At 42.9% G+C, this 18,926-nt stretch carries 23 protein-coding genes and 1 pseudogene; 12 read left to right on the forward strand and 12 right to left on the reverse strand.

Going from position 1 to position 18,926, the window contains the following annotated elements; genetic code table 11:
• Window positions 1-63 precede the first annotated feature (63 nt).
• Together CVV77_RS08910 and CVV77_RS08915 are read right to left on the reverse strand one after the other, a co-directional pair.
• Entirely contained in the window at window positions 64-660 is a 597-nt protein-coding gene (locus CVV77_RS08910; RefSeq protein WP_100275184.1) for a YczE/YyaS/YitT family protein, read from the reverse strand.
• Window positions 657-1,103, reverse strand: a complete 447-nt coding sequence (locus CVV77_RS08915) for a GNAT family N-acetyltransferase (protein WP_100275185.1) — start codon at window positions 1,101-1,103, stop codon at window positions 657-659. The genes CVV77_RS08910 and CVV77_RS08915 overlap by 4 nt, the downstream gene beginning before the upstream one ends.
• Window positions 1,104-1,222: 119 nt before the next feature.
• Between CVV77_RS08915 and CVV77_RS08920 the strand changes: the two genes are divergently transcribed.
• The gene (locus CVV77_RS08920; protein WP_019260031.1) at window positions 1,223-1,675 is read left to right on the forward strand and encodes a MarR family transcriptional regulator; all 453 of its coding nucleotides are present in this window, start codon (window positions 1,223-1,225) and stop codon (window positions 1,673-1,675) included.
• A gap of 163 nt (window positions 1,676-1,838) precedes the next feature.
• On the opposite strand, the gene CVV77_RS08925 is transcribed toward CVV77_RS08920, so the two are convergent.
• Window positions 1,839-2,192 (reverse strand): winged helix-turn-helix transcriptional regulator, encoded by a 354-nt coding sequence (locus CVV77_RS08925; RefSeq protein WP_100275186.1) that lies wholly within the window; start codon window positions 2,190-2,192, stop codon window positions 1,839-1,841.
• Window positions 2,193-2,296: 104 nt separating this feature from the next.
• Here CVV77_RS08925 and CVV77_RS08930 point away from each other — a divergent pair, with 104 nt between their 5' ends.
• Complete coding sequence (locus CVV77_RS08930; protein WP_019260029.1) at window positions 2,297-2,959, forward strand: MBL fold metallo-hydrolase; 663 nt, start codon at window positions 2,297-2,299, stop codon at window positions 2,957-2,959.
• A 50-nt stretch (window positions 2,960-3,009) separates the two neighbouring features.
• Here the strand turns inward: CVV77_RS08930 and CVV77_RS08935 are convergent, their stop codons facing one another.
• Complete coding sequence (locus CVV77_RS08935; protein WP_100275187.1) at window positions 3,010-3,387, reverse strand: VOC family protein; 378 nt, start codon at window positions 3,385-3,387, stop codon at window positions 3,010-3,012.
• 101 nt (window positions 3,388-3,488) lie between these two features.
• Window positions 3,489-4,066: pseudogene (locus CVV77_RS08940) on the reverse strand (LysE family translocator).
• A gap of 128 nt (window positions 4,067-4,194) precedes the next feature.
• Here CVV77_RS08940 and CVV77_RS08945 point away from each other — a divergent pair.
• Window positions 4,195-5,070, forward strand: a complete 876-nt coding sequence (locus CVV77_RS08945; protein WP_100275188.1) for a LysR family transcriptional regulator — start codon at window positions 4,195-4,197, stop codon at window positions 5,068-5,070.
• Between the two features lie 62 nt (window positions 5,071-5,132).
• Here the strand turns inward: CVV77_RS08945 and CVV77_RS08950 are convergent, their stop codons facing one another.
• The 3 genes from CVV77_RS08950 to CVV77_RS08960 all read right to left on the reverse strand — a co-directional run bounded on the left by CVV77_RS08950 (window position 5,133) and on the right by CVV77_RS08960 (window position 7,031).
• Complete coding sequence (locus CVV77_RS08950; RefSeq protein WP_100275189.1) at window positions 5,133-5,612, reverse strand: DUF2798 domain-containing protein; 480 nt, start codon at window positions 5,610-5,612, stop codon at window positions 5,133-5,135.
• Between the two features lie 82 nt (window positions 5,613-5,694).
• A complete protein-coding gene (locus CVV77_RS08955; protein ID WP_100275190.1) occupies window positions 5,695-6,138 on the reverse strand; it encodes a GNAT family N-acetyltransferase in 444 nt (147 codons plus the stop codon).
• Window positions 6,139-6,152: 14 nt separating this feature from the next.
• Window positions 6,153-7,031 (reverse strand): LysR family transcriptional regulator, encoded by an 879-nt coding sequence (locus tag CVV77_RS08960; RefSeq protein WP_100275191.1) that lies wholly within the window; start codon window positions 7,029-7,031, stop codon window positions 6,153-6,155.
• 187 nt (window positions 7,032-7,218) lie between these two features.
• On the opposite strand from CVV77_RS08960, the gene CVV77_RS08965 reads away from it, so the two are divergent.
• Entirely contained in the window at window positions 7,219-8,433 is a 1,215-nt protein-coding gene (locus CVV77_RS08965) for an MFS transporter (protein WP_100275452.1), read from the forward strand.
• A 33-nt stretch (window positions 8,434-8,466) separates the two neighbouring features.
• Here CVV77_RS08965 and CVV77_RS08970 read toward each other — a convergent pair whose 3' ends face one another.
• Window positions 8,467-9,306: a pentapeptide repeat-containing protein gene (locus tag CVV77_RS08970; RefSeq protein WP_100275192.1), complete on the reverse strand. Its 840-nt coding sequence runs from the start codon at window positions 9,304-9,306 to the stop codon at window positions 8,467-8,469.
• A gap of 147 nt (window positions 9,307-9,453) precedes the next feature.
• On the opposite strand from CVV77_RS08970, the gene CVV77_RS08975 reads away from it, so the two are divergent.
• The gene (locus tag CVV77_RS08975) at window positions 9,454-9,843 is read left to right on the forward strand and encodes a YybH family protein (protein ID WP_100275193.1); all 390 of its coding nucleotides are present in this window, start codon (window positions 9,454-9,456) and stop codon (window positions 9,841-9,843) included.
• A gap of 73 nt (window positions 9,844-9,916) precedes the next feature.
• Window positions 9,917-10,711 (forward strand): hypothetical protein, encoded by a 795-nt coding sequence (locus CVV77_RS08980; RefSeq protein ID WP_100275194.1) that lies wholly within the window; start codon window positions 9,917-9,919, stop codon window positions 10,709-10,711.
• A 44-nt stretch (window positions 10,712-10,755) separates the two neighbouring features.
• Here the strand turns inward: CVV77_RS08980 and CVV77_RS08985 are convergent, their stop codons facing one another.
• Window positions 10,756-12,066, reverse strand: a complete 1,311-nt coding sequence (locus tag CVV77_RS08985) for an MFS transporter (RefSeq protein WP_100275195.1) — start codon at window positions 12,064-12,066, stop codon at window positions 10,756-10,758.
• 435 nt (window positions 12,067-12,501) lie between these two features.
• Here CVV77_RS08985 and CVV77_RS08995 point away from each other — a divergent pair, with 435 nt between their 5' ends.
• Window positions 12,502-12,948: a DUF6376 family protein gene (locus CVV77_RS08995; RefSeq protein ID WP_100275196.1), complete on the forward strand. Its 447-nt coding sequence runs from the start codon at window positions 12,502-12,504 to the stop codon at window positions 12,946-12,948.
• A 32-nt stretch (window positions 12,949-12,980) separates the two neighbouring features.
• Here CVV77_RS08995 and CVV77_RS09000 read toward each other — a convergent pair whose 3' ends face one another.
• Window positions 12,981-13,910 (reverse strand): manganese-dependent inorganic pyrophosphatase, encoded by a 930-nt coding sequence (locus tag CVV77_RS09000; RefSeq protein WP_019260015.1) that lies wholly within the window; start codon window positions 13,908-13,910, stop codon window positions 12,981-12,983.
• Window positions 13,911-14,115: 205 nt separating this feature from the next.
• Between CVV77_RS09000 and hypR the strand changes: the two genes are divergently transcribed.
• Window positions 14,116-14,493: a transcriptional regulator HypR gene (hypR, locus tag CVV77_RS09005; RefSeq protein ID WP_003236556.1), complete on the forward strand. Its 378-nt coding sequence runs from the start codon at window positions 14,116-14,118 to the stop codon at window positions 14,491-14,493.
• A gap of 29 nt (window positions 14,494-14,522) precedes the next feature.
• On the opposite strand, the gene cotF is transcribed toward hypR, so the two are convergent.
• Window positions 14,523-15,002, reverse strand: a complete 480-nt coding sequence (gene cotF, locus CVV77_RS09010) for a spore coat protein CotF (protein WP_019260014.1) — start codon at window positions 15,000-15,002, stop codon at window positions 14,523-14,525.
• Between the two features lie 145 nt (window positions 15,003-15,147).
• Here cotF and CVV77_RS09015 point away from each other — a divergent pair, with 145 nt between their 5' ends.
• The 4 genes from CVV77_RS09015 to rplI all read left to right on the forward strand — a co-directional run bounded on the left by CVV77_RS09015 (window position 15,148) and on the right by rplI (window position 18,914).
• Complete coding sequence (locus CVV77_RS09015) at window positions 15,148-15,297, forward strand: hypothetical protein (RefSeq protein WP_003236551.1); 150 nt, start codon at window positions 15,148-15,150, stop codon at window positions 15,295-15,297.
• Between the two features lie 225 nt (window positions 15,298-15,522).
• Complete coding sequence (locus CVV77_RS09020) at window positions 15,523-16,452, forward strand: YybS family protein (RefSeq protein ID WP_100275197.1); 930 nt, start codon at window positions 15,523-15,525, stop codon at window positions 16,450-16,452.
• Between the two features lie 36 nt (window positions 16,453-16,488).
• Window positions 16,489-18,468 (forward strand): cyclic-di-AMP phosphodiesterase GdpP, encoded by a 1,980-nt coding sequence (gene gdpP, locus CVV77_RS09025; RefSeq protein ID WP_003236545.1) that lies wholly within the window; start codon window positions 16,489-16,491, stop codon window positions 18,466-18,468.
• Complete coding sequence (gene rplI, locus CVV77_RS09030) at window positions 18,465-18,914, forward strand: 50S ribosomal protein L9 (RefSeq protein WP_003236543.1); 450 nt, start codon at window positions 18,465-18,467, stop codon at window positions 18,912-18,914. The genes gdpP and rplI overlap by 4 nt, the downstream gene beginning before the upstream one ends.
• Window positions 18,915-18,926 lie beyond the last annotated feature (12 nt).

Below are 18,926 nucleotides of genomic sequence, written 5' to 3' on the forward strand. Positions count from 1 at the left end.
GAAGAAGAGGTTGTTTAACCTCTTCTTTTCTTTTTTATAAGACACTGGTATTCACCAATTAATTTACATTTTCGAGGATAAGAAGCGCCGTTCAACAAAAGGCATAAAAAAGTGAAGAATCATTCCTCCTAAACAGACCGTTAAAAGGGTTCCGATGCCGATAGGGCCTTTACATATAATAGCTAATACTAAGAAAAGAGCATATACCAATGTTCTTGAAAATAAGATCGTTCTTTTGGAGATATCTCGGATTATGAGTGTTAAATGATCGATAGGAGTTGATGCAAATGTTGTCTGAAGATAGATGGCTGTTCCAAGACCGATGAGCACCAAACCGATTCCGAAACAAATCAGTTTGCTTACCCACATGTTTGGAGAAATAGTGGTTTTTACTATAAACAACCATAGGTCAATGCCTATCCCAGTAATAAATGCTGTAATCAAGCCCAGCAACATAGGTTTTTTTCTCGTTAAGATAGAGTTACATATTAAGAGGATCACGGAAATAAGAACCTCCCAGCTTCCCACGGTAAGCCCGACTTCTTCGGAAAGACCTACCAAAACGGCATCGAAGGGGGAGGTACCCAGTTCTGATTGTATGGTTAAGGAAATGCCTAAACTTAATATGAGGATACCTAAGCCATAATACATATATTTCATTTTATATTCCGCGATATGTCTTTTGTCATCAAGACGTGTGGGATACCGTCTTCCATAAATTCTTGTGAAGAAGTCTGATAGCCCAGTTTTTTATAAAAGCCTGCTGCCTGTGTTTGCCCATGCAGCTTAAATGTAGTCATTCCTTTTTCTTTCATGATGTTTTCTAACCCGCTTATGATGACTTGGCCCAATCCATACTTACGGTAAGGTTTTAGGATGCAGATTCTTTCCAGCTTACCTGTATGATCAACGATGCGCACACGGCCTGTGCCAACTGGCTGATCCTCATGATATACCAAGATATGCTGGCATTGTTCTTGGAGCGTATCAAATTCATCGAACTCATCGGATTCAGCTACATGTTGCTCCTCAATGAATACCGTTCTTCTAATATCTAAAGCAACGTGTAAATCATTTTCAGTTGTTATTCTTTTTATATTCATATTTGATCAATCCTTTTCTGATATTAATCTGGACTGTACAGCATGCATGTGGTCTTATAGTAGTAAGGTTAAAACAATTTTGTTGTAATTGCAACAAAAATACGTGAGGGGTTTTAGGAATGAATGACATTTTGCGTGAGATCGGCATGATTGCAAGAGCGTTGGATTCCATAAGCAATATTGAATTTAAAGATTTGGACTTAACAAGAGGGCAGTATCTCTATCTTGTACGTATATACGAAAATCCGGGAATTATTCAAGAAAAATTGGCGGAAATGATAAAAGTGGACCGAACAACAGCCGCGCGGGCCATTAAGAAATTGGAAATACAGGGATTTATTCAAAAACAGCCGGATGAGCAAAATAAAAAAATAAAAAAACTGTTCCCGACCGAGAAAGGGAAAAAGGTTTATCCATTGTTAAGAAGAGAAGGAGAACACTCCATGGAAGTGGCCTTGTCGGGTTTTACACCTGAGGAAAAGGAAACCATTTTTAAACTCGTTCACAGAGTCAGGAAAAATATAGAACGTGATTGGGAATATGTGAAGAAGGGGAACAAGAGGGACTATTAATGTACAAAGTAACAGGTCGAGCTGATACTGGCGAGAATCGGCTTCTTCTCAAAAATACCAGTCTGCTGGAGTGTGGGGGCATTTTCAAGATAATCTGCCTTGAAAATGTTCCGTTCACTTAAAAGGAACCCTTCTCTTTTCTGTAAAATCTTTAAAGTCATTTTCATCCATTTTTACTTATATACTCATTTCCCCACATCCTCATGGATGCAATAATAGGAGAAAGTTTTTCACCGAGTTCGGTTAGAGAATACTCCACCTTCTTGGGGACAGTATTCTCTACTTTTCTTTTCACAACGCCATCTGCTTCCAGTTCTCTCAGCTGCAGCGTCAGGATTCTTTGTGTAATACCTGGAATTAATCGTTTCAGCTCATTAAACCGGACTGATTTGTGAGACAGGATGTCGATGATGATTCCTTTCCATTTCCCTCCGATAATATGCAGCGTCATTTCCACGGGACAAGCCTTTTTTACTTCTGCACTGCAAGCGCCAAATCCATTTAACCGGTTACCCATACTCTTCACCTCACAATGTAAGTTACAAAAATGTGCGTAATTACATATCTAGCTCAGATGTATTACAGTAATGATATCAAAAATTTCCAAAAGGAGTGGCTTGCATGAACTTGAGACAATTATCAGAACATGTCTTTCAATGTGAATTTGAGCTTGATGTGCCTCTTCGTATCCCGGTTCATACTTGGTTTATGAAAGATGGTGATGATGTTTATATCATTGATACGGGAATAGAACGTTTTGCTGATACTCAAATTAGGGCAGCACTAGCAATCGGCAATCCAAAAGCCATTTTGCTTACCCATGGCCATAGCGATCATATTCAGGGGGCATCAAAGTGGTTAGAGAGATTTGATATTCCGATTTTTGCGCATCAAAAAGAACTAGTGTATATCAATGGAGAAGCACCTTATCCGAACAAAAATGAAGTGGAGAACACAGGGGTAGCCCATATTGTCCAGCCACTGACAGAGCAAACGCTGGCTCACTTACCTTTGCAATACTATTTAACACCCGGTCATTCCCCGGGGCATGTTGTGTACCATCATGAAATCGATCATACCCTATTAACAGGAGACCTTTTTATCACAAGTAAAGAGGATTTACACCCGCCTATCAGAAGATTCAGTGTTGATATGAATGAGAACATCGACAGCGGCGCGATAATAGATGAAATCAAACCAATGCTCATTTGCTCTTCACATGGTGAAGAAATTTTTTATAACGAAGAGTTGTATAAAAGCTATGTGTTAAGGTATAGGGACTAAAAGAAATAAGAAAAAACATACCAAATGAATTGGCATGTTTAGAGGGGAATTTAAATATATTCCGATATCTCAATAAGGTTCTGATCGGGGTCTCTTATATAAACAGATAGAATCGGGCCGAGTGCACCGGTTCTTTTTACTGGCCCTTCTTCGACATTGACGTTCGTTTTCTTGAGGTGCTCCAGTACTTTACTAATAGGCTCATCAGAGATCAAACATAAGTCGGCAGATCCCGGGAGCGGGTGCTTGGCTTTAGGTTCGAATTCATGATCGGCCTCATGCAAGTTTATTTTTTGATTGCCAAAACGCAAAGCTTTTCTGCCTTCGCCAAATGTTTCTTCTTCCATTCCCAAAACAGATGTATAAAAGTCGATTGTCTCTTGAAGGTTTTGTACCGTTAATACCAAATGGTCAAGTCGTTTGATCAAAACTAACTCCCTCCTTTTAATCGAAATAACGGAAATCATCATGGTCACTAGATTCGCCTAAAGCTCATATAAGACCTGCTTTGTAAGATAGATTACATGTGCTACAGATAAATGCTGACCGCAGAATAAACAAGCAGCAAACACATGATAATGCGAAATGTCTTATCGTGTTTCTCGAAGAGTTTTTTGAACACAGAGCCGAATCCTGACCATAACAGCAGCGCCAGCCAGCCGAGAATGATGGCTAATGTGAGATAAAGAATGATCGATGTCATTGAATGCTGGAACGGCAGGATAAATGCACTCATCAATGTTAAGAAGACAAGATGCTTTTGAAATTGATCATTTGAAAAATAAAACCTGATAGAAAAGAAGAATGCACATCTTCAGAATCCTTCTTTGCTTTTTTGGACATGCCGACCTGCCATGCCAAATAAAGCAGATAGACTGCACCTGCTATTTTGAAGTATGGTTCTGCAACCGGAATCCATTTGTATAGCCCTATCGTAAATACACCGCTGAGAATCCCAAGGACTGCAAAGCCTGCCAAAATGCCGCTATTGAAACGCCATGACCCCAGAAAGCCAAACCGCCGCGCTTCATTCATCATTAAGATGTTGCTCGGGCCAGGCGTAATGGATGTCAACATCACATACGAAAGAAAAGCTATTATACTCATGAAATCACCTACATTTACTAATGTCGTACGGGGCAGTTTTTATTGTATGATAATGATATCTATAAATAAAATTGAAATATAAAAAAGTATTATCATTTTTTTCGATAGATCATAAAAGGAGAAATCGTATGGAAATCAGACATCTTATCACGTTTCAAACCATCGTAGAGCAGGGGAGTTATACAGGCGCCGCGGCGAAGCTAGGTTATACGCAATCCACGATCACCACTCATGTCCAAGCGCTCGAGCAGGAGATCGGCGGGGCGTTATTCACGTACGAGAAAAGGAGTTTAAGACTGACGGCTTTAGGAAGAGAATTGATCCCTTTAGCTGAGGATTTACTATCAACCCATGAACAGATCAAGAATATGCAAAACGTTCACGAAGTTAAGGGTGTGTTGAAAGTAGCGGCACCTGAGTCGTTAACCATTTCCAGACTTGGGCCGATCATAAGGGAATTTTCGCTGAAATATCCTCATGTCAAAATTATTTTAAGCAACGGCACATGCGGGCAGAATCAGGTGGATTTATTAAGCGGACGAGTCGATGTCGCGTTAATGGTCTATCCGGAAATCAATATTGAAAAATGCATACATTATACATTAACCGAGGAGGAGATTGTACTTGTGGGCAGTATGGATGGACCGGATCATTTTGATGATTACAAACAGGAAAACAACAGCCATTTCTTTATTACAAATGAAGAGGGCTGCAGTTATCGGACCATGTTTGAAACATATCTTGTGAAGAATGACATCCGCAGCTTTCAAACAATGGAGCTGTGGAGTATCGAAGCGATCAAACAAACGGTCATGAGCGGGCTTGGATTTTCTGTTTTGCCTTATATCACAGTGAAAGAAGAAGTGGAAGCAGGTAGGCTAAAAATCCTTCATCATGCTGAAACCTTTGATCCGCTTTACTCTCATATGTTAATCAAAAAGAAAAAATGGCAGATGCCTGCCGCAGAGGCTTTTGCGGAGCTTGTTTTACATTCGATTCGTTAGGCGGTGTGCTGAAAATCAGTGGGAAAAGGAGCGGGTGTAACGCTCACTCACTCCTTTTCTATTTAAACTGCAGCTGTAAGCTTTGGTTTTACAAATTTCATAAAAATCCCTCTGACTAATGGGCCCATAATCAGTAATTGCAAGGGATAAGCTAAGATGAAATTTTTCAATACAATCATCAGGTAAGCGCTGAAAATGCTACCCCCGTTAATTCCATTTGATAAAGCGGCTGTCACTAAACCGAACACAGACATACAAAGCACCATGCCGATCACCATACACGTCGACATGGCGAGGATGACATATAATTTCTTAGACTTGTCGAACGGCAAACTGAACGCAATCTTTTTGGCAAGGGGGCCCACTAATAGTAAATCTAACAGCAGTGCGACCATAAAACCGATGACCATTTCAAAAACCGTCACCAGTGAAAAAACCTGTATGGCTCCGTTGATGATAGCATTGTAAATCGACATGACGCAGACCATTCCAAAGCACATCATCACGCCAAATATAAGACCTTCTTTTTTATTTGTTGGCATACAATCAATCCTTCTCTCCATAATCGGTGATTAGTATACCAATGAACCACTCATGCTCATAAGTGACAAATTTGTGAACAATTCATAGGCAGGAATCATCTTTTTTTATCATCAGTACATGCGGAATGCCGTCCAGTATAAATTCTTCTGAAGCTGTCTGATAGCCGAGATTTTCATAAAAGCCTGCCGCTTGTGTCTGGCCGTGCAGTTTGAAGGCAGAAATGCCTTGTTCTTTCACAATGTGTTCTAATGCATCGACGATCACTTTGCCCAGCCCGAATTTGCGATAAGGCTTCAGAATGCAGATTCTTTCCAGTTTCCCCACGTGTTCAACGATACGGACACGGGCAGTGCCAACGGGTTCCTTCTCATGATAAACGAGGATGTGCCTGCAATCTTCACGGAGTGTATCGAACTCATCGAATTCATCGGAAACGGGACAGCCTTGTTCTTCTACAAATACAGTTTTTCTAATTTCAAACGCTGTATGTAAATCATGCTCTGATGTTATTCTTTTCACATTCACGATGTGATCCTCCCTTACTCAGAAAAATGGCTGATGACGTATTGTTTAAAGGTCTCAGCAACCGGCGATAAAAACCGGCCTTCTATCCAGGCGATTCCTATGACACGCTGACATTCCGGCCAGCTGACGCGGATTTTTGTAATTTTGCTTTGGTCTAAGCCTTTCAGGTCGGGCAGAATGGATATGCCGAGTCCTGCAGCGACAAAACCTGCCGCAGTGGCGGCTTCTTCCCCTTCAAACATAATGTTCGGCTGTATATCGGCTTTCTCAAACAGTTCATCGACTGTCATCCGAAGTGCGTAGCCTTTTTTCAATAAAATAAAACGCTCCCTGGCAATCTCACTCAGGGTAATGCTTTCACGATTGGCTAATGGGTGATCGTTTGGCACAAATACAAAAAGTTCTTCACTCCACAGCTTGATCCATTGGATCGGTTTTTCAGGCTTGATCGAAGCGAGGAGGCAGAGGTCCAGATCTCCGGATTTTAATCGTTCAAGCAGCCAATAAGAATGGTTTTGCTTCAACTGGAAGGCAATGTTGGGGTATTCTTGCTGGAAGGAGCCGATGAGATCGGGCACGAGCGTTGTCCCTAAAGTATGCAAAAAGCCGAGAGATACTTCGCCTTGGTCTGGCTTTAATAAGGCTTGGATTTCCTGTTTTCCCTCGGTGTACTCCTTCATCATCGCCTCTACCCTCCGTAAAAAGATGTGCCCATATTTATTTAAGGTAATGGATCGTCCTTGCCTGTCGAATAGCGGGACGCCTAAATGGTTTTCCAGTCTGGCGATAGAGCGTGAAAGCGCAGGCTGTGTGATGGAGAGGCTTTTTGCCGCCTTCGTCACGTGCTGCATCTGGGCCAGTGTTTGAAAATATTCAAGTTGTTCCCATTCCAATCATCATCCCTCCCATATTACATATAAGCATGAAAAGCATATTTTATATGCATTATACAACATATATTAACGGTGCTAAGATAAATGTATAAACAGACTCGAGGATGTTTGAATTCGTAAGAAATAAAGGATGGTTGTTTATGAATGGCAGTGCTCAACAACATGCGGAGGGGCCGATAAAGTCCCGATGACATACATTCAAAAAGGCACACCGGTTTTTCGGAAAATTACGTTTGCTTTCTTTGCCGCGGGTTTTAATACATTTGCGATACTTTATTGCGTACAGCCGCTCATGGAGGCATTCACGCGGGAATTTCATGTAACGCCTACGGCGGCAAGTCTTTCTTTATCTGTTACCACAATGCTGTTAGCTGTGAGTATGCTTGTCTTTGGTTCGTTGTCAGAGGTGTGGGGGCGCAAGCCGATTATGGCTGTATCCATGCTGGCCGCATCCGTGCTCTGTCTGGCGTCGGCCTTCAGCCCGAATCTTCATACGCTGCTCGTATTGAGAACCATTCAAGGGATTGCGCTTGCCGGGCTTCCGTCGATTGCGATGGCTTATCTGGGAGAAGAGATTGAACCCGGAAGCCTTGGGTCGGCGATGGGGCTGTATATCAGCGGAAACGCGATAGGCGCCGTTTTTGGAAGGATCGTTTCAGGGCTCCTGAGCGAGTTTTTTAATTGGCATATGGCGATGGGGGCAATTGGTGTAATTAGTTTGATCGCAAGTATTATATTTTTTATGAATTTGCCTCCATCCAGGCACTTCACGCCGAGAAAATTGGAGATCAGGCAATTGGGAATGTCTTTAATCAGCCACTTGAAGGATCGGAAACTATTAAGCTTGTTCCTCATTGGTTTTTTACTGCTCGGGAGCAATGTTGCATTGTTCAACTACATTGCGTATGTGCTGTTGGAACCGCCGTATTCGTTTAATAAAGCATTTGTCAGCTGGATTTTTATTGTGATGATTGTAGGGATTTTCAGCTCGTCTTTCATTGGAAGAATGGTCGATCAATATGGTTATCCGAAAATACTGATGATGAATATCTTCATCGTCATCGCAGGTGCTTTATTAACGATAAACAGTATGTTAGCAGTGAAAATTCTGGGGATTGCGCTCTTTACATTCGGCTTCTTCGGCGGGCATTCAGTCGCCAGCAGCTGGGTAGGCAGGAGAGCCCTGCACAACAAAGCGCAGGCTTCATCGCTGTACTTGTTCTTTTATTATGCCGGTTCAAGTATTTGCGGAACGGTCGGCGGGCTATTCTGGTCTGCTTTTCACTGGCTGGGTGTCGTCGGTATGATTGTCATCATGCTGCTGGTTGCGTTTGGGCTGTCGGGATACTTGGCTAGAAGTGTGAAAATGCCGGATAAAAGTAACGAAAAAGGATTGGATTGATGGCATAAAAAAGGACCGCAGTCGGGTCCTTTTTTATTTCCAATGGGCAGGGATTTGTAGAGACGGCGGCAGCTTTGTGTTCGAGTCGCCTTTTGCGGCATTCACCTGTGCCTGCGTCAGAAAGATGCTCCCGGTTAGGTCAGCGCCGCTGAGATCAGCGTCTCTTACATCTGCACCGATAAAGTCTGTCATTCTCAAATCAGCATTTCTCAGGTCGGCAGCTATGAGCAGCGCCCCTCTTAGGTTTGCTCCTCGCAGATCAAGCCCTTTCAGTTTTGCGCCGATCAGGACACTTCCCCGGCTGATTTTTTTCGGAAGTTTTCGATTGCAGGCTTGGGCACGCACCAGCTCACTCGTTTTTAACAGCCATTCATTAACCTCGGCTCGATATTCGTTCACCTGCAGTGTCAGCAGGTTTTCCCTGCTGAGTCTGGTGAGCTTGTCTATCTTATCGAAACAGGCCCGAAGCTCACGATGAATCGGCTTGGCTGTCTCTATAGAAAGAGCTTCATGTATATACCAGAGCATTTCGTGCAGCTGCTGCATAATAGGAAAAACGTCAAACATCTTGCTTGCTGTTTCGGGGTTGTTTTGCCAATCCTTTCCCTCATAAGTAATTTGAGATACTTTCTGGCCGGCGCCAAAGCATTCATAAGCAGAACAGCCTCGAAACCCTTTTTCTCTGAGGTCTTTATGTATGGAACATTGATAGTTTGATTGTAAGTTGCGGCAAGGCGTGCCCCCGTCTTTATCAAAAGCAAAATCCGCTGATTTCGCATAAGGCAAGGCGACACAGCACAGACCAAAACAATGCTGGCAATCCGCGCTTAAATCATGATGTATATTGTCATGTAACGTTAATTCCGCAGACAATATCGTTCACCCCTTCACTTGGGAACTTTGTTAAATATATGCTATTTGATTATATAGGAAATATTGATACTTTTCATTTTGTTTTTACGGGTTCGGCTGCAAACGATGTATAATATATCCAATCATGATGATTGGGAGGGAATCCTCTTGGAACAGCAAATAAAAGACATCATCTCTGCATGTGATTTGGCAATCCAAAATGAAGATTTTGATACACTGATGAATTATTACACGGAAGATGCCGTTTTAGTTGTGAAGCCCGTCATGATCGCGCGAGGTAAAGAAGAAATCAAAAAAGCGTTTATGGCAATTGCGGACTATTTCAATCATCATATTGTTCCGACACAAGGGGAAATGATCATTTTGGAAGCAGGAGACACTGCACTGGTCCTTTCTCAGACACTGCTTGATTCGGATAAAAAGGATTCCGAGTATGCGATGGAAAGAAGGGCAACCTATGTGTTTAAGAAGAATGCACAAGGCGAGTGGCATTGTGCAATCGATAATTCATATGGTACGGCTTTAATTGGTGTTTAGCGTCCAGATATGTCTTCGATGTGCCATTCCTGCATATAATGATTCATTCAGCTGATTAGGGAAGGTGACTCCATTGAATCTGTATGACATCAGAATGGCTCCTTATTGGTTTTATGCAGGCAGGCACGGAGGACTTGTTCAACATCCATACTTATTTCGGCAGCCCGTTTCCTCTCGCGCAATCATTACATCGGCCCGCGGGGATGTAACGGGAGACGGCGTTATTGACGAAGTCTTTCTTACTGGCACCCAAATGCCCGGCAGCCCTTTATGGCGAAATATCACATTGGTGATCCGTGACGGCAGAACCCATCAGGAACAGCGAATCCAGCTCCAAAACAATATGGGATACAATCCGTCTCTTTTTCTTGGGGATATGACAGGCGACAAGATTGATGATGTGGCAGTGGTGGTGGATACTGGGGGAAGCGGCGGCGCTATATATGCGTATATTTTTGCCTATCTAAACCGGCAGTTCAGGCAGATTTTCAATTCGGATGTGTTTCATGATGAATTTAAATACAGTGTGAGCTATCAAAATCAATATAAAGTAAATGTCATCAGCCACCATCAGAACGAAACGTATATACTCGATCTTACTTACAAGGGCAGGGAATATTTGAATGAGATTTATACCGCTCAGGGTGTGTTAAAAATGCCGATAGAAGGCTGGGTGAATCCCTTGTCTGGCTTGTATCCGGTTGATTTTGACAGAGACGGCACATACGAACTGCTGGCGTATCAGCGGATCGCGGGGAGGTATAACGCTGACTCGCTGGGATATGTCCAAACCGTATTGAAATGGAACGGGCAAAGATTTATGTTTGACCGCCAGACTGTTTCGATTTTTGGGAGTGACCTATCGTAAGTATTCTTTCGATGCAGAAAAAGAGTGCTTTCAGCAAGCACTCTTTATTCCAGCTTAATTCGTTTCACATCCCCTAATACAAACACATAAAAAACCAATCCCAGCAACAGCACAAAACCGGCTACCAGAAAGCTGAGCGTAAAGGAGCCTGTCACATCAAATAAATATCCCGTCAGTGAAGCAGCAATAATGCCTCCGAACAGGTTGTTTGCCAGGTTCACCATGGAGCTCAGCATGGATACGGAACCGATCGGCGCCAGTTCCGCGGAAATGGACCAGCCGACTGGAGCGGTTGCAGAAATACCGGCAAGGCCGATTGAAATACAGACAATTGCGATGGTGATATTGTTCGTCAGAATCGAGCCTAAAAAGAAAAAGCCGAAGCTCATTCCGACAATGATCACGGTTCGGTACACCTTGGTGTTAGAATAGCCTTTCTTAATAAAGTAATCGACGAGCCATCCGCCGACCACGATTCCTGAGATGGTTGAGATCAGCCACGGCACGGCTGTAAATAAACCAGACGACATGAGATCCATTCCGTATGTATGCTTAAAGAAAGTCGGAAGCCAAGTGAGCAGCAGGTTAAATGTATAGCCGTACCCTGTAAATCCGATCATTAAGCCCCATACTTTGCGGTTGGCGAATAGCTTTTTTAAAAGCGGACCCGTTTTGTAAGGAATTTGCTCTGTTGTGATCGTATTGTGTTTTTGAATATAGTTTAATTCGCTTTTGGAAATGCGTTTGTGCCGTTCAGGCTGCTCATAATACTGCCAGAAAAAGATCGTAAACAGCACATTGATGCATCCAATCGTCAAAAAGGCGACACGCCAGTCAAATGTGGTGACAAGAAAGGCGACCAATGGCGCGCCAATCACGTTTGAAAATTTGGCGGCCGAGTCGAACAGAGAGTTTGCCAATCCCCGCTCACTTGGAGGAAACCATAGAGCGGTTGCCTTAGAGGCGGCAGGGAATGCAGAGGCGCTTGTCAGCCCTATGAGAAACCGGAACAGATACAACAGCAATTTTCCTTGCAAAAAAGCAAGAAAAATCGTTAAAAAGCTCCATATTGTCATCCCAATCCTCGTGACCCACGCCACGCCAAACCGGTCCAGCAAGCTTCCGACAGGCAGCTGCATCAGTGTATAAGAATAGGTGTATATGGAAAACACGATGCCGAGTTCAGTTGCTGTAAGATGAAACGAATCTTGTATCGCAGGGGCCGCTACAGAGATGGCCACTCGGTCAAAATAATTTAGAATAATAATGCCGCTGAGTAACGAAGATATGTACCATCTGGTATGTCCAGGCCGTTTCACGCGCTCTTGACTCATGATGAAAACCTCCTCTGTCATAGCATGATCTCCTGACGGAAATACCATTCAAATTTTAAATACCACAGCGTGCTTTTGCGTAAACGGACAGCAGGAATTTGACTGGAAAAGCCCTGTGCTTTAGAATGAAAGTAATAAAAATGAACACTCCAAAGGGGAGTAGCTTTCACAGTAAAGTCGTCATTACGGGACAAGACGTCCTCGGCTTTGCTGGCAATCTAATTGTTAGCGAGACCTTTGCCAAATCTGATTTGGTGAAGGTCTTTTTGTTTCGGAACTTCACCAAATCGGTGGAGTTTTTTCATTTTTATCAAAAAGGGAGAGGAGCGTCAGGATGTCTAAGCTGAAAAAGTGGCTGAAGCGTGAATTGGTGAAGAAAGGGCTGCCGTTAGCGAAAGAGAAATTGATCCCGATCTTAAAAGAAAAAATGAAGAAGAAACGATGAGGAGGCTGACGATGAAGATCATTTTGACAGTACTTGCCGGAGTGGGGCTTTTGAGTGCAGGCGGATGCGGCATGCTTGATCAGGTGAATGACGGTTTGAACTATACGAGTGAAGCAACGGGCTATGTGGAGAAGGTCAAGACATTTGCAGAGGAGGCGCCTGAATTGGCTGAACAGGCTGTAAATGACACCGAGGCGAAAGAAAAACTAGAGGCACAGCTTGAATCGATTCAGAAGGCCGCCGCTGATTTTAATGAATTAACGCCGCCTGATGCCGCGGCGGAGATTCATCAAACCATTCAAGAGCATAACGAAACATTGCAGAAAAGTGCTGACGATGTGTTGAAACAAGTGGAGGAAGGCAAGGTATCGCTTGAAGAATGGGAGCAGTCAGACCTTGTCCAGAACGCAAAGCAAATCACTGATGTGATGGGACAAATTGAAAAGCTGGGTGAATAAGAAAAAGCATCCCTACACGGGATGCTTTTTTATTAATCAGCCATTGCGTCTGTTAAGACAGGAACGACTTGTTTTTTACGGGAAACAACGCCTTTAAGAAGGGCTGTGTTGTTTTCTAATGTAACGTTGAACGCTTTTTCTACTTTCGCTGCTTCGTTACCGATCGCAAGGGCAAGTGAATCATTTTCTAAGATGTCTGTGATGACAAGAAGGAACAGGTCAAGGTTCTTCTCAGCCACAACTTTTGAAATGACAGCTTCTAATTCAGCTTGGCGTTTTTTCACATCTTCAATGTCTACTGTGTTCACTTGTGCGATTTCGACTTTTTTGCTGCCGAGTGTGAATTCTTTCGCATCAAGAGAAATCAGTTCTTCCACTGTTTTTTTGCTTAAATCAGCGCCCGCTTTCAGCATGTTCAAGCCGTATTCTTCAGCATCTACGCCGGCGATTTCCGCAAGCTCTTTTGCTGCCGCTACGTCTTGGTCTGTGCAAGTTGGAGATTTGAATAACAGTGAGTCAGAAATGATCGCAGACAGCATAAGGCCGGCAATTTCTTTCTCGATTTTCACGTTATTTTCTTTGTACATTTTATTTAAGATTGTAGCCGTACAGCCTACAGGCTCAGCACGATAGTAAAGCGGCTCAGCTGTTTCAAAGTTTGCGATGCGGTGGTGGTCGATCACTTCCAGAACTTGAACATCCTCAATATCCTTGATGCTTTGCTGGCGTTCGTTATGGTCAACAAGGATAACGCCGTTTACTTCGTTTGCAGCTGTTTCAACAAGACGCGGGCTTTCTTGTTTGAAATAGTCAAGCGCGTATTGTGTTTCGCCATTGACTTGTCCAAGACGGACTGGCTCAGCATTGTAGCCGAGTTTGTTTTTCAAATCAGCATAAGCAATCGCAGAACAAATCGTATCTGTGTCTGGGTTTTGGTGTCCGAAAATAAGTATCTTTTCCATGATAGCTCCTTATCTTTTTTTAAGTAGTGTAATCTTTATATAGTTTAACACGTCTTGCTGCAGGTGTAATCATACAAACCCTTAAAAATTGATGTGAATAAGAAGCATTTTCTTTGAGCTGAGGGGGAAAGGTGTGTAAAATACTGGGTAGCTTAGTTGCGAAATGTAATGTAGTATCAAAAAAGGTACTATTGGAGGGGCTAGAATGAGTGAAAAAAAGAATATATACCCGAACAAAGAAGGCTGTCCTGTTGAATTTACGCTAGATGTCATTGGCGGAAAGTGGAAAGGAATTCTTTTTTATCACATGATAGATGGCAAGAAACGGTTTAATGAGTTTCGCCGAATCTGCCCGAGTATCACTCAAAGAATGCTCACCCTTCAGCTGCGCGAGCTGGAAGCGGACGGCATCGTGCATCGTGAGGTGTATCACCAGGTACCGCCCAAGGTTGAATACTCTTTGACGGAATTTGGGCGAACGCTTGAACCGATTGTTTTGCAAATGAAAGAATGGGGAGAATCCAATAGAGATGTCTTGGAATCATATCGTTCGAACGGTTTGCTAAAGGATCAGCAGAAATAGCAGCAAAGGGAATTCCTTTGCTGCTTGTTTTATTTCATCGAAAGGGCTCTGTTGGCGTTTCTGACATCATTTTTTAACAACTCAGAAAGGTTATAAGATGGATAGTATCCATGCTGATACATGTATTGAAAAACTTGCGCATGCAACTGTATGGCAGCATTCAGCTGTTTGACCAGTACGTTTCTTAATTGAGGTGTGGCTGTTTCTGTAATCGCGATGGCATAGCTGCGGACAGATGTTTTGGCAAAACCGAGCAGGTCGCCACTGTAAAAGGGGTCATCCGCACGTTCTTCTTCTTCATCCTCTCGCGGCGCCTGAGGGAAGAATGGGAGAAGCTCTCTTAAATTTTGCTCAACGGCCTGAATGGAGACACTGTAAAGCTGTCTGAGCTGAGGGTCTCTTACTTCTCTTATCATTTTCTTTAGTCTAATGAGTCCATTTGATTGAAAAGCAACCAGCTCATGCATTTCCAATGTTTCATGCCAAGCCAATGTTCTGCGTTCATCCATGTAACAGTTCTCCTTTATCAATCAGATTCCATATCAGCATATGCCCAACGATTAATGTTGTTCATGATGTTTTGAAGTTTTTAAAACGGGAAATTCACCTTATATAGGACACGGGTTGAGAACATGCAAAAAGAGGTGAAACACGATGTGGGACATGATAAAGGACTTTTTCTTGTTTAGCAGCGGCGTTCTGCAAGCAACAACCCTTTTACTGGTCATCTTAATCTTTATGTATGTCAGAAAAACGAAAAAGAAAAACAAGGAATCTTCTGGCTTTATGGATGATAAACATTAATCGTGATGGGCATTCTTTTTAAAGAATGTCTTTTCATTTGCAATGTTCCACATGAAACATTGGCGTCATTTTACTTGCGATTTGGACTTATGTTAAAATATAAAAGTAAAATTTAAAGATGATATAAAAAACATTCGGTGCAAAACATGTTGCAGCGATAAAAAAGAGCAGTCGTTTATGCTGCTCTTTTCTATTCGTATGTTCAGGATGATACGAGGTGACTAAGTGAAACAAACGAGAGCATTATTGGAAGGTGCTATTTTAATCAGTCTGTTTGCGATCATCACGCTTTTGGTCGTTTATGTTCCTGTAATTGGAACAATTCTGTTATTTGCACTGCCGCTGCCCATGATCCTGTATACGATCAGACATGGATTGAAGTTAGGGATATGGATGGGTGCTGTCAGTCTTCCGGTTGTTTTTATAGTCGGGTCTTTTAACGGACTTATTGTAGCTTTTATGTCAGCTTGCGCCGGCATTACCATGGGACATTTTTTCAAAAGGAAAGAGCCCGGGCACGCCATTATTTCGGGCGCTCTTATTTATATGCTTTGTATTGTCTTCTATTTTGTGATAAGCATTCAGTTTTTGGGTATCAATATCATTGATGAAGCGATGACACAATACCGGCAATCCCTTGATATTGTAGAAACTGTAGTGAAGCAGTCGGGCAATGCTGAACAGCTTGAGAAGCAATTGAAACTGATGGAAGAACAATTGGGTATGGTTCAATATCTTTTTCCAACAGCTATTGTGATGGTAGGAGCTATTTTTTCTTTCCTCAGTTACTTTATCGCTAAGCCGCTCTTAAGGCGATTCTCCCCCGATATTCCTAATCTAAAGCCTTTTAGAGAGTTGAAGTTTCCGCAAAGTGTTGTAGTGCTGTATTTAATAATTGTCATGCTTTCATTTTTGCCTTTAGAAAAAGGCCAAATGCTGTACTCTATCGCTTTAAATGGGGAGTTTATACTCGGGTTTCTGATTTTCATCCAAGGTTTATCATTTATCTTTTTCTATTGCCATAAGAAAAAATATCCGAAGGCTGCGGCTGTGATTGCGGTGGTTCTTGGACTGATGCTTCCGATCTTTATGGCAGCCATTCGCGTTTTAGGCGTTATAGATATGGGCTTTAATATAAGGAATAAGGTGAAGTAAACATGAGTTTTACTCACATGGTGGGGAGTGATAGAAATGCCAAGCTTTTATGAAAAACCGCTGTTTCGGTATCCCATCTATGCATTGATTGCTCTGTCAATCATTACAATCCTCATCAGCTTTTATTTTAACTGGATATTAGGAACCGTCGAAGTGCTGCTGCTTGCAGTTATTTTGTTTTTTATTAAACGCGCTGATTCTCTTATTCGACAAGAGATTGATGCTTATATTTCTACGTTGTCCTACAGGTTGAAAAAAGTCGGTGAAGAGGCATTAATGGAAATGCCGATCGGCATCATGCTTTTTAATGACCAATATTATATAGAATGGGCAAATCCGTTTCTTTCTTCTTGCTTTAATGAAAGCACATTAGTGGGAAGATCACTTTACGATACTTGTGAGTCAGTTGTGCCGCTCATCAAACAAGAGGTGGAATCGGAAACGGTTTCATTGAATGACCGCAAGTTTAAGGTTGTCATCAAGCGGGATGAGCGTCTGCTGTATTTCTTTGATGTAACGGAGCAAACTCAGATTGAAAAGCTATATGAAAACGAAAGAACCGTACTGGCGTATATTTTCCTTGATAACTATGATGATGTGACACAAGGATTGGATGACCAGACGAGAAGCACGATGAACAGCCAGGTGACATCTTTGCTGAACGCCTGGGCGCAGGAGTACGGGATCTTCCTGAAAAGGACGTCCTCAGAACGCTTTATCGCTGTACTTAATGAACATATCTTAACTGAACTCGAAAATGCGAAGTTCTCGATCCTTGATGAGGTGCGGGAAAAAACCTCATTTGACGGTGTCGCACTGACGTTAAGCGTCGGTGTCGGGGCTTCCGTCTCCTCGCTGAAAGAACTTGGCGATTTGGCGCAATCCAGCTTGGACTTAGCGCTGGGGCGCGGCGGGGACCAAGTAGCCATTAAGCTGCCGAACGGCAAGGTGAAGTTTTACGGGGGTAAAACAAACCCAATGGAGAAACGAACAAGGGTGCGGGCCCGCGTCATTTCTCATGCCTTAAAGGAAATCGTCTCTGAAAGCAGCAATGTGATTATTATGGGGCATAAATTCCCCGACATGGATTCTATCGGCGCAGCGATCGGAATTTTAAAGGTGGCTCAGGCGAATAACAAAGATGGTTTTATCGTCATTGACCCAAATCAAATCGGATCAAGTGTGCAGCGTTTGATTGAGGAAATCAAAAAATATGAAGAGCTGTGGTCAAGGTTTATTACGCCTGAAGAAGCGATGGAAATTTCCAATGATGATACGCTGCTTGTGATCGTTGATACACATAAGCCGTCACTTGTCATGGAGGAACGGCTGGTCAATAAAATTGAACATATTGTGGTTATCGACCATCACCGCAGGGGTGAAGAGTTTATCAGAGATCCGCTGCTTGTTTATATGGAGCCGTACGCTTCTTCGACAGCGGAATTGGTGACAGAGCTGCTTGAATATCAGCCAAAGCGCTTAAAAATCAATATGATTGAAGCAACAGCCCTATTAGCTGGTATAATAGTGGATACAAAGAGCTTTTCTCTCCGCACAGGCTCGCGGACTTTTGATGCGGCTTCTTATTTAAGGGCAAAAGGCGCCGATACTGTGCTTGTGCAGAAGTTCCTGAAAGAAACCGTTGATTCCTATATTAAACGGGCGAAGCTGATCCAGCATACGGCCCTCTATAAAGAGAACATTGCGATCGCTTCTCTTCCTGAAAATGAAGAGGAATACTTCGATCAAGTGCTGATTGCGCAGGCGGCTGATTCGCTGTTGTCGATGAGTGAGGTTGAGGCTTCATTTGCGGTGGCGAGACGGGATGAACAAACCGTTTGTATCAGTGCGCGGTCACTTGGCGAGGTAAATGTTCAGATCATCATGGAGGCGCTGGAAGGCGGAGGGCATTTAACAAATGCGGCGACTCAGTTGTCCGGCATTTCAGTTTCTGAAGCGCTGGAACGGCTGAAGCACGCCATAGATGAGTATTTTGAGGGAGGCGTACAGAGATGAAGGTTATTTTCTTACAAGATGTAAAAGGAAAAGGAAAAAAAGGCGAAGTTAAAAACGTAGCAGACGGTTATGCGCATAACTTTCTGATTAAAAAAGGCCTCGCAGTTGAAGCGAACGCGACAAACATCAGCGCGCTAAACGGACAAAAGCAGAAAGAGAAAAAAGAAGCCATCGCCGAGCTTGAACAGGCAAAGAGCTTAAAAGAGACATTAGAAAAACTGACTGTTGAGCTCAGCGCGAAATCAGGTGAAGGCGGCCGTTTATTTGGTTCTGTAACAAGCAAGCAAATTACTGAACAGCTCCAAAAAGACCATAAGATTAAAGTAGATAAGCGGAAGCTTGAACTACCGGACGGCATTCGTGCGTTAGGATATACAAACGTGCCTGTGAAGCTGCATCCTGAGGTGCAGGCTGTGTTAAAGGTACATGTGAAAGAGGAAGCTTAATAGAAAAGAGGC

This window comes from Bacillus sp. SN1 (genome assembly GCF_002796895.1).
Classification (GTDB): Bacteria; Bacillota; Bacilli; order Bacillales; family Bacillaceae; genus Bacillus; species Bacillus inaquosorum.

Bases quoted from the DNA above. Each gene is read 5' to 3' on its own strand.
- rplI (WP_003236543.1), top strand. From the start codon at position 18,465: ATGAAGGTTATTTTCTTACAAGATGTAAAAGGAAAAGGAAAAAAAGGC.
- CVV77_RS08995 (WP_100275196.1), top strand. From the start codon at position 12,502: ATGAAGATCATTTTGACAGTACTTGCCGGAGTGGGGCTTTTGAGTGCA.
- CVV77_RS08925 (WP_100275186.1), bottom strand. From the start codon at position 2,192: ATGGGTAACCGGTTAAATGGATTTGGCGCTTGCAGTGCAGAAGTAAAA.
- CVV77_RS08920 (WP_019260031.1), top strand. From the start codon at position 1,223: ATGAATGACATTTTGCGTGAGATCGGCATGATTGCAAGAGCGTTGGAT.
- CVV77_RS08915 (WP_100275185.1), bottom strand. From the start codon at position 1,103: ATGAATATAAAAAGAATAACAACTGAAAATGATTTACACGTTGCTTTA.
- CVV77_RS08985 (WP_100275195.1), bottom strand. From the start codon at position 12,066: ATGACAGAGGAGGTTTTCATCATGAGTCAAGAGCGCGTGAAACGGCCT.
- CVV77_RS08945 (WP_100275188.1), top strand. From the start codon at position 4,195: ATGGAAATCAGACATCTTATCACGTTTCAAACCATCGTAGAGCAGGGG.
- CVV77_RS09000 (WP_019260015.1), bottom strand. From the start codon at position 13,910: ATGGAAAAGATACTTATTTTCGGACACCAAAACCCAGACACAGATACG.
- CVV77_RS08930 (WP_019260029.1), top strand. From the start codon at position 2,297: ATGAACTTGAGACAATTATCAGAACATGTCTTTCAATGTGAATTTGAG.
- gdpP (WP_003236545.1), top strand. From the start codon at position 16,489: ATGCCAAGCTTTTATGAAAAACCGCTGTTTCGGTATCCCATCTATGCA.
- CVV77_RS08910 (WP_100275184.1), bottom strand. From the start codon at position 660: ATGAAATATATGTATTATGGCTTAGGTATCCTCATATTAAGTTTAGGC.
- CVV77_RS08965 (WP_100275452.1), top strand. From the start codon at position 7,219: ATGACATACATTCAAAAAGGCACACCGGTTTTTCGGAAAATTACGTTT.
- cotF (WP_019260014.1), bottom strand. From the start codon at position 15,002: ATGGATGAACGCAGAACATTGGCTTGGCATGAAACATTGGAAATGCAT.
- CVV77_RS09015 (WP_003236551.1), top strand. From the start codon at position 15,148: ATGTGGGACATGATAAAGGACTTTTTCTTGTTTAGCAGCGGCGTTCTG.
- hypR (WP_003236556.1), top strand. From the start codon at position 14,116: ATGAGTGAAAAAAAGAATATATACCCGAACAAAGAAGGCTGTCCTGTT.
- CVV77_RS08950 (WP_100275189.1), bottom strand. From the start codon at position 5,612: ATGCCAACAAATAAAAAAGAAGGTCTTATATTTGGCGTGATGATGTGC.